The 13025-nt window shown below is 61.2% G+C and carries 17 protein-coding genes and 1 pseudogene; 14 read left to right on the top strand and 4 right to left on the bottom strand.

Features of this window, described 5'->3' with window-relative positions; translation table 11 throughout:
- Positions 1-81: 81 nt before the first annotated feature.
- Together ACZ1HK_RS11655 and ACZ1HK_RS11650 are read left to right on the top strand one after the other, a co-directional pair.
- The gene (locus ACZ1HK_RS11655; protein ID WP_472628851.1) at positions 82-555 is read left to right on the top strand and encodes a c-type cytochrome; all 474 of its coding nucleotides are present in this window, start codon (positions 82-84) and stop codon (positions 553-555) included.
- Between the two features lie 84 nt (positions 556-639).
- The gene (locus ACZ1HK_RS11650) at positions 640-1176 is read left to right on the top strand and encodes a peroxiredoxin-like family protein (RefSeq protein WP_472628850.1); all 537 of its coding nucleotides are present in this window, start codon (positions 640-642) and stop codon (positions 1174-1176) included.
- A 76-nt stretch (positions 1177-1252) separates the two neighbouring features.
- On the opposite strand, the gene ACZ1HK_RS11645 is transcribed toward ACZ1HK_RS11650, so the two are convergent.
- A complete protein-coding gene (locus ACZ1HK_RS11645; RefSeq protein ID WP_472628849.1) occupies positions 1253-1843 on the bottom strand; it encodes a TetR/AcrR family transcriptional regulator in 591 nt (196 codons plus the stop codon).
- An 89-nt stretch (positions 1844-1932) separates the two neighbouring features.
- Between ACZ1HK_RS11645 and ACZ1HK_RS11640 the strand changes: the two genes are divergently transcribed.
- Entirely contained in the window at positions 1933-2433 is a 501-nt protein-coding gene (locus tag ACZ1HK_RS11640; protein ID WP_472628848.1) for an anthrone oxygenase family protein, read from the top strand.
- A 10-nt stretch (positions 2434-2443) separates the two neighbouring features.
- On the opposite strand, the gene ACZ1HK_RS11635 is transcribed toward ACZ1HK_RS11640, so the two are convergent.
- On the bottom strand, positions 2444-2905 hold the full coding sequence (locus ACZ1HK_RS11635; protein ID WP_472628847.1) for a hypothetical protein: 462 nt from the start codon (positions 2903-2905) through the stop codon (positions 2444-2446).
- Positions 2902-3477: a LabA-like NYN domain-containing protein gene (locus ACZ1HK_RS11630; protein ID WP_472628846.1), complete on the bottom strand. Its 576-nt coding sequence runs from the start codon at positions 3475-3477 to the stop codon at positions 2902-2904. The genes ACZ1HK_RS11635 and ACZ1HK_RS11630 overlap by 4 nt, the downstream gene beginning before the upstream one ends.
- Before the next feature lie 130 nt (positions 3478-3607).
- Between ACZ1HK_RS11630 and folK the strand changes: the two genes are divergently transcribed.
- From folK to ACZ1HK_RS11575, 11 genes and pseudogenes are all read left to right on the top strand, one after another.
- Positions 3608-4183: a 2-amino-4-hydroxy-6-hydroxymethyldihydropteridine diphosphokinase gene (gene folK / locus ACZ1HK_RS11625; protein ID WP_472628845.1), complete on the top strand. Its 576-nt coding sequence runs from the start codon at positions 3608-3610 to the stop codon at positions 4181-4183.
- 84 nt (positions 4184-4267) lie between these two features.
- Positions 4268-4621, top strand: coding sequence for a DNA-directed RNA polymerase subunit omega (gene rpoZ, locus ACZ1HK_RS11620; RefSeq protein ID WP_472628844.1), 354 nt, complete (start codon positions 4268-4270; stop codon positions 4619-4621).
- Positions 4618-6786, top strand: coding sequence for a RelA/SpoT family protein (locus ACZ1HK_RS11615; protein WP_472628843.1), 2169 nt, complete (start codon positions 4618-4620; stop codon positions 6784-6786). Before rpoZ ends, ACZ1HK_RS11615 begins: the two co-directional genes overlap by 4 nt.
- 221 nt (positions 6787-7007) lie before the next feature.
- On the top strand, positions 7008-7538 hold the full coding sequence (locus ACZ1HK_RS11610; RefSeq protein ID WP_472628842.1) for a DUF2062 domain-containing protein: 531 nt from the start codon (positions 7008-7010) through the stop codon (positions 7536-7538).
- Positions 7539-7543: 5 nt separating this feature from the next.
- Complete coding sequence (locus ACZ1HK_RS11605; RefSeq protein WP_472628841.1) at positions 7544-8284, top strand: pyridoxine 5'-phosphate synthase; 741 nt, start codon at positions 7544-7546, stop codon at positions 8282-8284.
- Positions 8285-8354: 70 nt separating this feature from the next.
- The gene (locus ACZ1HK_RS11600) at positions 8355-8795 is read left to right on the top strand and encodes a hypothetical protein (RefSeq protein ID WP_472628840.1); all 441 of its coding nucleotides are present in this window, start codon (positions 8355-8357) and stop codon (positions 8793-8795) included.
- Positions 8792-9244 (top strand): holo-ACP synthase, encoded by a 453-nt coding sequence (acpS, locus tag ACZ1HK_RS11595; protein WP_472628839.1) that lies wholly within the window; start codon positions 8792-8794, stop codon positions 9242-9244. Before ACZ1HK_RS11600 ends, acpS begins: the two co-directional genes overlap by 4 nt.
- Before the next feature lie 161 nt (positions 9245-9405).
- Positions 9406-10185, top strand: a complete 780-nt coding sequence (gene lepB, locus ACZ1HK_RS11590) for a signal peptidase I (protein WP_472628838.1) — start codon at positions 9406-9408, stop codon at positions 10183-10185.
- Positions 10182-10859 carry a ribonuclease III gene (gene rnc / locus ACZ1HK_RS11585; RefSeq protein WP_472628837.1) on the top strand — a complete coding sequence of 226 codons (678 nt, stop codon included), beginning with the start codon at positions 10182-10184 and terminating at the stop codon, positions 10857-10859. Before lepB ends, rnc begins: the two co-directional genes overlap by 4 nt.
- A 67-nt stretch (positions 10860-10926) precedes the next feature.
- Positions 10927-11834 (top strand): annotated as a pseudogene (gene era / locus ACZ1HK_RS11580) (GTPase Era).
- Complete coding sequence (locus ACZ1HK_RS11575) at positions 11831-12166, top strand: DUF1491 family protein (RefSeq protein ID WP_472628836.1); 336 nt, start codon at positions 11831-11833, stop codon at positions 12164-12166. The pseudogene era and the gene ACZ1HK_RS11575 overlap by 4 nt, the downstream one beginning before the upstream one ends.
- Positions 12167-12314: 148 nt before the next feature.
- Here ACZ1HK_RS11575 and ACZ1HK_RS11570 read toward each other — a convergent pair whose 3' ends face one another.
- Positions 12315-12932 (bottom strand): Pr6Pr family membrane protein, encoded by a 618-nt coding sequence (locus tag ACZ1HK_RS11570; protein WP_472628835.1) that lies wholly within the window; start codon positions 12930-12932, stop codon positions 12315-12317.
- Between the last annotated feature and the right edge of the window lie 93 nt (positions 12933-13025).

Below are 13025 nucleotides of genomic sequence, written 5' to 3'. Positions count from 1 at the left end.
TCTAGGTCGCCCGGGTCCAGAGGGGCTTGCCCTCCTGTGCAGGAGGGATGGCAAGTAGGGCAAAATGACGGGAGAGAATCAATGAAGTCGATATGGATTACGGGATTGGCAGCCGTTGGGCTTGTTGCGGTCTTGGGCGCCGTCTTGCCGATACAGGCTCAAACCGATCAGCAGCCAGTTTCCCGGTTGGCTTGGCAGAATGAGGAGGTCGTGGCGCTTGGGCGGGCGATTTATGAGGCTGAGTGCGCCTCCTGCCATGGTGCCGATCTTGAAGGGGCGCCGGATTGGAGAGTGCGGGATGACGCTGGATTCCTTCCAGCGCCGCCCCATGATGAGACTGGGCATACATGGCATCATCCTGACGAGGTGCTCATCGCTCTGACCACATATGGAACGGCGGCTTTGGTAGGCGGGGATTATCAGAGCAATATGATGGGCTTCGGTGACAGGTTGAGCGAAGACGAGATCATTGCTGTACTGAGCTACATCAAGTCGACCTGGCCGGATGAGGTAATCGAGATCCATAACCAGATCAACGCAGATGCGGGTGGGTGACATTTGCGTGTTTGGCAGCCGCGACGTGTTGCGATGGCGGATGCGAACGTGTTGAGTTCGTGTGACGTCTAAGGAGATTGCCCGATGCTGATGCCGCGCCAGAAAACCCCTGATTTGTCCGTGCCACTGATTGGGGGCGGAACGTTTGATCTGTCTGCCGAGACGGCGGAGCGGGGCACGGTTGTCTGCTTTTATCGCGGGCTGCATTGCCCGGTTTGCGCGACGTACCTGACGGAGTTTGAGAAGTTGGTGGATGATTTTGCCGACCGCGGCGTGGCTTCAGTCGCGATTTCCAGTGACGGAGAGGAACGTGCGGCGCAGATGAAGGAGAAGATCGGGGCGAGCAAGCTGCGGTTCGGCCATGACCTGCCGCTCGCCAAGGCGCGGGAATGGGGGCTTTATATCTCGACCTCTCGGGGCAAGACATCCATCGGGATCGAGGAGCCCGCCCTGTTTGCCGAGCCGGGGCTGTTCCTGATCAATCCGGACCAGACGCTTTACTATATGAGCGTGCAGACGATGCCGTTTGTGCGGCCCCATTTTCGGGAGCTTCTAGGCGCGGTCGATTTCGCGATTGAGAAGAATTATCCGGCGCGCGGCGAGTATGAAGGGCCGGTTTAGCGCAAGCTTATCACGGTTGATAAGCAGGGTTAAGTATATGAAAAATGGAGATTATGCCGTTTTCGTTAACCGAAAATTAAGGATTTGACGCGCGGAGCAGGGTTTGCAGCGCGCCCTCAGCCCTCACTTGGTTGGCCTCGGGCTTCTGCACATCCATTGCACCTATGACGCGGCGGATTTGCAGGTCGCCGATCAGAAGGGTGAGGTACAGCTGAGTGAGGTCATCGGGCGTTCCGTGCAATGCGCCCTCGGCCACGGCACGGGCCATGACAGCGGTGACCATGGGGGCGACAACCTCGCGCCCGCCGGCTGAAATCGCGCGACCCAGATCGCCCGACGGATCGGCAGCGGCGGCGCGGTTGAGCGCCACGGCGCGGGGTCCGAGGACCATGCCGAGCAGGATGGGGCCGAGGCGGGCAAGTTGGTCCATCGGATCGGTTGCCTCGTTTTCCGCGAGGGCTGTGCGCACAACCTCCGTGTTGCGCGCAACCAAGGCCGCCATCAGGCCCTTCTTGTCGCCATACCAGTTGTAAAGCGTCTCATTCGACGCTTTCGCCGCCTTCGCAATCGCCTGCACCGAGGTGCCCTGATAGCCCTTTTCGCCGAGCATCCGGTAGGCGGCCTCCTCGATCTGGGCGCGGCGTTCTTCCTGCTTTTCGGACTTCATGATCTCTCCCCTCTTGACGTGTAATCGTAATTACGGTTACGCAGGTCATCAAGCCGTAATTGAAATTACGGTTAGAGATGGAGAGTGAGATGACGACAACCACTTACGTGTTCGGATTTTTGTCCCTGCTGCTTGCGGGCGCGATCTTCGGGTTCTTTTATGCCTGGGTCTGCTCGACCATGTGGGGGCTGGATGCGATTGACCCGCGTGTCGCCATCGAGGCGATGCAGGGCATGAATGCGAGCGTGCGGAATATGGTGTTCGCGCCTGCGTTTTTTGGAACACCCTTTGCCTTGCTGCTGACCGGCGCCTTGGCGTTTGGCGCAGGCAATGCGCGTGCAGGCCTGATCTTTGCGGCGGGCGGTGTCCTGTATCTGGTTGGTGGATTGGTCCTGACCATGGCGGTCAACGTGCCCATGAACGAGGCTTTGGCCGAGATCGTGGTGCCGGACGACATAGACGCAGCGCGCCAGATTTGGACCGATTACTCGCCAAGATGGCAAGCCTACAACATCGCCCGGACCATCGCGTCGGGCGGGGCATTGATACTGACAGGTCTGGGATTGCTCGCGCTGAGCGGGAAGCCTTGAGCGGCGTATGTCAGCCGGGATCAGGCCAAGTGAATTGCGCAAGGAAGGTGGGTTGCGTCCAGGTGCTGAAATAGACGTCCCCGCATGCCGTAAGGGCCAACAGGCCCTGCACGTCGACGGATCTGACAACACCCACCCGGTGATAGGGGATCACGCCGCCGCCCTGCACATCACCGAATGTGGTGACGTGAAGCTGACGCCCCGCCGAGGTTTCAATGAACGCGCCGGGATACAGCGTGGGTTCATCCCCTTCGGCGATGATGCGTTCGTGATCGCCCGGGGTGATCGCGCTGATCGCCTCGCCCGGCTGGCCCCATTCGCTGCCCAGAAAGGCCTGGGCGGCGAAAGTGGTATAGCTTTCGTCGGCGGCGATCGTGCCGGTCCTGGCGCATGTCCGATTGTCCTGCGCCATCGCAACCGGAGCGCTGAACATCAGGGCCACGGTCACGATTGGGCGCAGGGGCCACATCATTCGACGGTTTCTTCTTCGGCGCGGTCGTCCATCATCCGGGGTTCACGCGGCGGGCGGCCGACGACGTCCTTGAGTTCATCAAGTTCAATGAAATTGTCGGCCTGGCGGCGCAGATCATCGGCAATCATCGGTGGCTGCGAGCGGATCGTCGAGACCACGGAGACCCGGCAGCCCCTGCGCTGGAGCGCAGCGACCAGGGGCCGGAAATCGCCATCGCCCGAGAACAGGACGATGTGGTCGACATGTTCGGCGGTTTCCATGGCATCGACCGTCAGCTCGATATCCATGTTGCCTTTGACCTTGCGGCGGCCTTGACTGTCGGTGAATTCCTTGGCCGGTTTGGTGACCATGGTAAAGCCGTTGTAGTGCAGCCAGTCGACCAGCGGCCGGATCGGCGAATAGTCGTCATTTTCCAGCAGAGCAGTGTAGTAGTAGGCCCGCAGGAGTTTGCCGCGCTGCATGAATTCCTGCCGCAGCAGTTTGTAGTCGATGTCGAATCCAAGCGCTTTTGCAGCGGCGTATAGGTTGGAGCCGTCGATAAACAGCGCCAGACGTTCGTCACGATAAAACATAATATGTCCAAAGCCCGTGAGTGAGTGTAATGCACCGCTGACAATAGTAATGTCCGGGGAGTGAGACCGGGCGCCCGCGGCACGGGATGCGTGTTAATATGGATGTTCGGTGGGTTGGGTGCAATACGGCATGTATACAGGTGACGCGACGACCGGCTTGATTGCGCTGGGCGCAAACCTGCCTTCGGGCAGCATTCCGCCGGAACTGAGCGTTCCCCGGGCCATGGACCAGCTGGAAGAGATGTGCGGAGAAGGCACCGTACGCAGTCGGCTGTTTGCGACCCCGGCTTTTCCTGCGGGCGCGGGTCCCGACTTCGTCAATGCGGCGATGCGGGTGGAATGGCGCGGCACGGCCGAGGCGTTGCTGGAGGCTTTGCACGGCATCGAGGAGGCTTTTGGGCGTACGCGTGCCAATCGGTGGGAAGCGCGGGTGATGGACCTGGACCTTATCGGGTTTGGGGACGCGATTTTGCCGAGTGCCGAGGTGCGTGCGAAATGGGCGGCCCTGTCACCAGAAGAGGCCGCCAAGGTGGTGCCGGATCAGTTGATCCTGCCGCATCCCAGGCTGGCCGATCGCGGATTTGTGCTGGTCCCCCTGGCGGATGTTGCGCCTGATTGGGTGGACCCGGCGACGGGGCGTTCTGTGCGGGCCATGCTGGACGCGCTGGACCCGGAAGAATTGGAAACAATCCGGCCCCTCGACTAGCGGCGGAATCAGGTTGTCAATAAAGGGATTGGCCCTTATGTAGGCCGCTCTAATCCATCTGTTCTATACGTCTGGAGTGCCCCCATGGCCCGCGTCACGGTTGAAGATTGCGTTGATAAGGTCCCGAACCGGTTCGAACTGGTGATGCTTGCGTCGCACCGCGCGCGTGAGATTTCTGCCGGTGATCCGCTGACCATTGACCGCGACAACGACAAGAATCCTGTCGTTGCGTTGCGCGAGATCGCGGATGAGACGCAAGGTGCCGATGATCTGCGTGAGCGCCTGATTGAGTCGCACCAGACCCAGATCGAAGTCGACGAGCCCGAAGAAGACGCCATGGCGCTTCTGCAGGGTGTCGAGCAGGATCGCCCGGCCCAGGATGACATGAGCGAAGAGCAGATGCTGCGTGCGCTCATGGAAGCTCAGGGCCAGAAGTGAGCGCGCAGGCTGCGCTTGATCATACCCACGGTGCCGAAGATGCTATCGACGCCGACGATCTGCTCAGCCTGATCCGCAATTACAATCCGAACACAAGTGAGGCGCTGATCCGCGGCGCCTTTGACTATGGCCGCGAGATGCACGAGGGGCAGACGCGGCATTCGGGTGAGCCTTATTTCACCCATCCTGTCGCTGTGGCCGCCATCCTGACCGAGCAGCAGTTGGACGATGCCACCATCGTCACGGCCCTATTGCATGACACCATTGAAGACACGCGGTCGACCTATAGCGAGGTGTCGGAGCGGTTTGGCGAGGAGATTGCCGGGCTGGTGGATGGTGTCACGAAGCTGACGAACCTGCAGCTGTCGAACCGCGAAAGCAAGCAGGCCGAGAATTTCCGCAAGCTGTTCATGGCGATGTCCAAGGACCTGCGGGTGATCCTGGTGAAGTTGGCCGACCGGCTGCACAATATGCGCACGATCCGGCACATGCGCCCCGAAAAGCAGCGCCAGAAGGCGCAGGAGACGATGGACATCTTCGCGCCGCTCGCAGGACGGATGGGGATGCACTGGATGCGGGAGGAGTTGGAGGATCTGAGCTTTCGGGTGGTGAATCCTGAAGCGCGTTCCTCGATCCTTCGGCGGTTCATCACACTGCAACGCGAGACGGGCGATGTGATCCCCAAGATCACGGACGACATCGAAGCTGTCCTGACCAAACATGGTGTGTCGGGTCAGGTCTTTGGGCGTGCCAAGAAACCCTATTCGATCTGGCGCAAGATGCAGGATAAGAAGCTGGCCTTCAGCCGCTTGTCAGACATCTATGGTTTTCGGGTGATCACCGATACGGAAGACGATTGCTATCGTGTGCTGGGCGCGATCCACCAGCGGTGGAAGTCTGTCCCGGGGCGGTTCAAGGATTACATCAGCCAGCCGAAATCAAACGGCTATCGCTCCATCCACACGACTGTCAGCGGGCGTGACGGCAAGCGGGTCGAGGTGCAGATCCGCACGCGCCAGATGCACGAAGTGGCCGAGGCCGGTGTCGCCGCCCACTGGGCCTATCGCGACGGTGTACGGGCGCAGAACCCCTTTGCCGTCGACCCCGCCAAATGGCTGGAAGGCCTGACCGAGCGGTTTGAGAACGCGGACGACCATGACGAATTCCTCGAGCATGTGAAGCTGGAGATGTATTCGGACCAGGTTTTCTGCTTCACGCCCAAGGGCGATGTGGTCAAGCTGCCGCGCGGGGCCACGCCCATCGACTTTGCCTATTCGATCCACACCCGGATCGGACATTCCTGCGTGGGGGCGAAGGTCGATGGCATCCGCGTGCCGCTTTGGACGCGGCTGAAGAATGGCCAATCGGTCGATATCATTACCGCTGAAGGCCAGACACCGCAGGCCACCTGGATTGACATTGCCACGACGGGACGGGCCAAGGCCGCGATCCGCCGGTCGTTGCGCGAAGTTGACCGGGACCGGTACATCAAACTGGGTCGGGAACTGGCGCGAGTGGCGTTTGAACAGTTTGGCAAGAAGGCAACTGATCAGGCCCTTTCGACAGCCGCAAAGGCATTGGCGTTCAAAGATGCTGATGAAGTACTGGCGCGCATCGGCTCCGCTGAGCTGAGCGCGCGGAACGTGGTGCAGCAGCTGTATCCTGAGCTGGCCGATAAGGGTGACGAGGCGGTGATCGAAGAGACGCGCGCCGTGATCGGCCTGCCACCCGGCGCGCGCACGCAACGGGCGCAATGCTGTCAGGCCGTGCCGGGCGAGCGGATCATCGGGATTGCCTATCCGGGCAAGGGGCCTTTGGTGCATTCGATTGACTGCGCCGCGCTGGCCGCCTTTGACGACCTGCCCGATCGCTGGATTGATCTGCATTGGACCGAAGGCCGTCATGCGGCGATCCACAACGTCACGCTCGATGTCACGATCTCGAACGAAAATGGCGTTCTGGGCCGGATCTGCACCCTGATCGGGGAGCAGAATGCCAACATCTCGGACTTGCATTTCGTGGACCGGAAACCTGATTTCTTCCGCCTGCTGATTGACGTGGATGTCCGCGATGCCGAGCATTTGCATGCCGTGATGATTGCGGTTGAGGCGGAAGGCGATGTGGCCACGCTGGACCGGTTCCGTGATCTGGATCGGCGGCCCTGACGGGCAGGACTGCAACGCCCCTTCCCGGGCGTATGCCATCTTCGGAACAAGAGTTGTTCAACGCGGTTATGCGGTCCATATCTGTCACTTAGGACAGCATCATGACGGAAGGGGCGGCGCGTGTTCAGACGCCGTGATTACAGACCCTGGTATCGTGTGATCCTCGAGGCGCTCTGGCCCCGGGGGGCTGGGTGCGTGCAGCGCAATATGTGAAGCATCGGATGCGGCGCCTGCCCGGCACACCTGAGCAAATTGCGCGTGGCATCATGGCCGGGGCCTTTGTTGTTTTCACCCCCTATTTCGGGCTGCATTTCGTATTGGCGGCGTTTCTGGCGCGTGTCATGCGCGGGTCGATTATCGCGTCACTTCTGGCGACGTTCATCGGCAATCCGCTGACCTATGTGCCGATTGCCTTTGTCTCTTTGGAGATCGGGCACTTCATGCTGGGCACGCGCATGCATGGTGAGATCAACGATTCCATGTTTGCGCGGTTCGGCAACGCGGCCGGGGATTTGTGGCACAACTTCAAGGCGATCTTCACCGATGATGTCGCCTCGTGGCGGGAATTGCATATCTTCTGGGACACGGTCGTGTGGCCCTGGACGGTTGGCGGCATCCTGCCGGGCCTGATCTGCGGCATCGTTTGCTACTACCTGAGTGTTCCCGTGATCCGGGCCTATCAGAACCGTCGCGCGGCGCGGCTGCGCAAGAAAATGGACAAGCTTCGCCAGCAGGCGGAAGCAGCGGAGTGATGCCAATGGAAAAACTACGCCTCGGGGTGAACATTGATCATGTGGCAACGCTGCGGAATGCGCGGGGCGGGGCCACGCCGGACCCGGTACGCGCGGCTGTGCTAGCCGAGCAGGCGGGGGCCGATGGGATCACGGCGCATCTGCGCGAAGATCGGCGGCACATCCGGGACGCGGATATTGGCGCGATCATGGACGCAATCTCGATCCCGCTGAATTTTGAGATGGCGGCCACGGAGGAGATGCAAGGGATCGCCTTGCAGCATATGCCCCACGCCGCCTGCATCGTGCCGGAGAAGCGGGAAGAGCGGACAACCGAAGGCGGGCTTGAGGTGGCGGGCGATCAGAACCGACTGTCCCATTTCATTGGGCCGCTCAGCGATGCGGGCATTCGCGTGTCGCTTTTTATTGCCGCCGAGCGATCCCAGATTGAGGCCGCTGCGCGGATCGGTGCGCCAGTGATCGAGATCCATTCCGGCGCCTACACGGATTTCGACAGTGAGGGGAATATCGAGGCGCGCGATGCGGAGCTTGCCCGGATCGTGGACGGTGTGAAGCTCGGCCATGATCTTGGGCAGGAAGTGCATGTGGGCCATGGGCTGAACTACGACACCGTGGCGCCGATCGCCGCTTTGCCCGAGGTGCGGGAGCTGAACATCGGGCATTTCCTGATGGGTGAAGCGCTTTTCGTCGGGCTGGAAGCCGCGATTGCGGGGATGCGTGTGCGCATGGATGCGGCGCGGGTTTAACGCCATTGCGCGGTTGCCCAGGATGCGGAAGATTTCCAATCTGTTGAGATCATTGCCTTTGGAGTTTCTGATGAAGAGCATTTTTACCGCATTTGCCGCGATCTGCGCGTTTGCTGCACCGGCGAGTGCTTTTGTCGTTGGGGAGTGTGGGCCTGAATTCACGCCCATGACGATCACCGAACCGTGGGAAGAAAACTCCCAAACCTTTGCCAATGGTGCGATCCGTATCTTCGAGATTTTTGTCGACCCCAACGTGGCCAGCGGCGCGGCTTTGGGCGTATTGCATCCGGTGCCGTCTGACGCAGGTGGGCCCTTTCGGCGCTGCACGGCGATCTATGCTTCGGGCGTGACGCGCTTTTTCGGACAGGCTCTCGTCTCGCAGGCCACGGCGGTTTACGACGCCTCGGTTGGTTTGATCATCACGGTGCCCATTGCTTTTGCAGATGGTAGCGGCACGCGCCCGGTCAGCTTTGCCGTGAATCAGGCGACGGGGACGGTGACGCTGCGATGATCCTGGGGATCGGCACGGATCTGGCCAATATCGAGCGGATTGAGCGTACGCTGGAACGGTTTGGCGACCGATTTCGGAACCGTGTCTATACCGAAATCGAGCAGGCGAGAGCCGAGCGTGTGCCCGAGCCTCCGGCGGTTTATGCCAAGCGGTGGGCCGCGAAAGAGGCCTGTTCTAAGGCGCTTGGCACGGGGTTGCGGATGGGGATTGCCTGGAAAGACATGGCCGTGCGCAACTTGCGCACCGGGCAGCCTGTCATGGAGGTCACGGGTTGGGCGAAGGAGCGTTTGGACGCCATGACACCTGAGGGCCATGTCGCCGTGATCCATGTGACGCTGACCGACGATCATCCCTGGGCGCAGGCGATGGTGGTGATCGAGGCCTTGCCCGCAGATGTTGAGGAGTTGCGCCCAGTGCCGGAAGGGCGTGGAAGCCGACGAATGTCTTGAGACCGGCGGGGAGACGCTCGCGCAAAGCGCCTCGCCCCTCCCGCCGTCCCGTAGGCTATTGCCACTTGTCCTGACACGAAAGTGGCGCCGCTTTGCTTGACTAGCGCAGGGGGCGGGCCAGAACCGCCCGAACGCAGTTTAAAACGCAGGAGAGCCAGAGCATGGCCAAATCCGAAGGCGGGATCATGGAGACGGTGAAAACCGTGTTCTGGGCCTTGTTGATCGCAGGCATCTTTCGCACCCTGTTCTTCCAGCCGTTCTGGATCCCTTCAGGGTCGATGAAAGACACGCTGTTGATCGGCGATTTCCTGTTCGTCAACAAAATGGCCTATGGCTATTCGCGCCATTCCTGCCCGTTTTCGGCCTGCCCATTTGAGGGCCGCATTTTCGGCTCTGAGCCCGAGCGCGGTGATGTGGTTGTCTTCCGCCACCCCACGAACGGCACCGATTTCATCAAGCGGGTGATTGGCCTGCCGGGCGACCGGGTGCAGATGATCGACGGGGTGCTGCATCTGAACGGGGAGCCGGTGCAGATCACGCCGCAGCCGGATTTCGAAGAGGTTGTCGGCCCACAAGGTCCGCAGGGGCACCAGCCCCGGTGCAGCAACGCGCCTGTGGGTGAGGGAGCGCTCTGCACGAAGGAGCGTGCGACCGAGACATTGCCCGGCGGTGTGACGCATTCGATCCTCAATATCGAAGACGGCACTCGGGGTGACAACACGCCGGAATTCGTTGTGCCGGAAGGCCATTACTTCGTGATGGGTGACAACCGCGACAATTCCATCGACTCGCGTTTTCCGCAGAGCATCGGTGGTGTGGGCTTCGTGCCGCATGAGAACCTGTTGGGCCGGGCGGATCGGGTGATCTTCTCGTCTGCTGGCGCGCGCATGGTCTACTTCTGGACCTGGCGCTCTGATCGTTTCTTCCGGGAGATCGAGTGAAGCCAGCCAAGGATCTTGTCGCGTTCATGGAGCGGCTGGGACACGATTTCGCGGACCCGGCCCTGTTGCAGCGCGCGCTGACGCATTCCTCGCTGTCTTCGCCCTCGCGGCCCGACAATCAACGTATGGAGTTTCTGGGCGACCGCGTCCTGGGCCTTGTGATGGCCGAGGCCGTCCTTGCCGCCGATGTGGAGGCCAAGGAAGGCCAGCTCGCCCCCCGGTTCAACGCCCTCGTGCGTAAGGAAACTTGTGCGGACGTGGCGCGCGAGATTGATCTGGGCTCCGCCATGCGTTTGGGAAAATCCGAGATGAGTGCCGGCGGGCGTCGCCGCATGGCCCTGCTGGGTGACGCGATGGAGGCGGTGATTGCCGCCGTCTATCTGGATGCCGGTTTTGCCGATGCAAAGGCGCTGGTCCTGCGGTTGTGGGGCGCGCGCATCGCCTCGGTCGAGGAAGACGCCCGCGATGCCAAGACGGCGTTGCAGGAATGGGCGCAAGCGCGGCGGATGACGCCGCCCGTCTACGAAGAAATCGCCCGCTCTGGCCCGGATCATGCCCCGATCTTTCGTATTCGCGTGACCCTGCCCAGTGGCGAAAGCGCCGAGGCCGAGGCCAAGGCCAAGCGGCAGGCCGAACAGGCGGCTGCCAAAGACCTGCTGGGGCGTCTGGAATAGTCGCCCCTTACGTCGCAGCCCTGATTCCGGCTATGCCGCCCCGACCCCAACGTTCCAAGGAGCGCCCATGACAACCCGCGCCGGTTTTGTTGCCCTGATCGGAGAGCCCAATGCGGGCAAATCCACGCTGCTCAATCGCATGGTGGGGGCCAAGGTCTCGATCGTGACGCACAAGGTGCAGACAACGCGCGCACGCATTCGCGGCGTCGCGATGGAGGGCGAAAGCCAGCTGATCTTTGTGGATACGCCGGGGCTCTTTCGCCCAAAGCGACGCTTGGATCGGGCCATGGTGGCGGCAGCGTGGACGGGGGCTGCAGATGCCGATGTTGTCGTTGTTCTGATTGAGGCGCATCGCGGACTGACAGACGGGGTGCGGGCCATTCTGGATGGCTTGGCAGAGCGGACACAGGCCACGAAGATCGCGCTGGCGATCAACAAGATCGACCGGGTGGAGGCGAAGGCCCTTCTGAAACTGACCGAAGACCTGAACAGCGCGTTCGCCTTCGCGGAGACATTCATGATTTCCGCAGAGAAGGGGCACGGCGTCGACGATTTGCGCAAATGGCTGGCGCGCGAAGTGCCCGAGGGGCCCTACCTTTACCCCGAAGACCAGATCGCCGATTTGCCCATGCGCATGATTGCCGCCGAGATGACGCGCGAAAAGCTGACGCTGCGCCTGCATCAGGAGCTGCCCTATCAGCTGACGGTCGAGACAGAGAGCTGGGAGGCCAAGAAAGACGGCTCGGCCCGGATCGAACAGATCATCTATGTGGCCCGGGATGGCCATAAGGGCATTGTGTTGGGCAAGGGGGTGAAACGATCAAGTCGGTCTCAAAGGCGGCGCGTGAGGAGATAGCGGAGTTTGCGGGCCACCCCGTGCACCTGTTCCTGCAAGTGAAGGTGCGCCCGAACTGGCTGGAAGAGGCCGAGCGGTATTCGGAAATGGGTCTCGAATTCAAAGATGGAAACGCATGAGCGGTCCGCGCCTTACGGCGGATCTTTGGGTTGCGGCCTATCTGGCGCGGCTGCGGCTTGAGGATATTGCGGCGTTCATTGTGGCGCGGGGCGATGGGACAGCCGGTGCGATCCTTGTCAAGCAATCGCCGCTGGATGGCACGGCCACATTGCACCAGCGCAGTTTTGACCCTGTGACAGGCGAGCGGCAGTGGATGGAGCTGGCCCAGGGTCCAGAGGCCGATGTTGACGCCGCGGTCGCACGCCAACGCGACTTCGACCCGGATCTATGGGTCATAGAGGTCGAGGACCGCGAGGGTCGCCACCTGTTGGGAGAGCCGGGGTTGGAGTGACGGCCTGCCCATCTTTGTTCCCTGAAAATGCAAAGGTACCATTTCTACCATGTGCGGCCTCGGCTGGCGATACTCAGCCTGGCCCCCGAATGCCCGCAAATTTCCCTTGGAAATTTACCCCGGCGACGCGCAATGCGCGGCGCAATCCCTAGCGGTCGGCGAAGCGTCCGATCATGACGAAGATCACCCCACCAAGCAAAAGCGCCAGCAGCAGACCGGCCAGATTTGTGGCTGTGGCGAGCGGGCCGATCTCTGCAACGTTCATGAACGGATAAGGGTAGATCCGGTCGGATGCTCCGCGCCCCAGCGCATAGGCGACGTAGACGCAGGGCCACACGATGAACATCGGCAAATCACCGTAACGCAGCCGGCCTTTCGGCGCGAAGGCAAACCACCACAGCAGTGTTGCAACAGGCACAACGGTGTGAAGGCCAAGGTCTGCCCAATACCCGATCCCGGTAAATTCGGTGATGCCGCGCAGTAACGCATGATAGACCGCCCCAACCAGAACGATGGTCAGCGTCAATGCCGCGATCCATGGGGCGCCGATGCCCTCGCGCCTGAATGCCGCTGTAAAGAAGGTCAGCGCAATCAGGACATGGCTGAGGATCGTGAAGAAGCGCGCCATGCCCCAAACGGTCGCCCATTCTGATCCATACCGATCCGTTTGCATGTTGAACGCATAGATGCCCACGAGGGACGCCACCGAGATGCTGGCGATCAGAAAGGCCGTCACACGGGCGCGAAGGGGAAGCGCGGGAAACATGGATGCTCCATGCCATTTGTTCGCGGGTGTTTCCAGCACCGCCAAAAATTTTATCCACAGGGTGTGGATCGACAACAGCACCGGTCTGCCGGA

Source organism: Gymnodinialimonas sp. JB5-7 (assembly GCF_055693405.1).
Note: the sequence above shows the minus strand (reverse complement) of the source record. Positions and strands in the feature narration are given on the sequence as shown.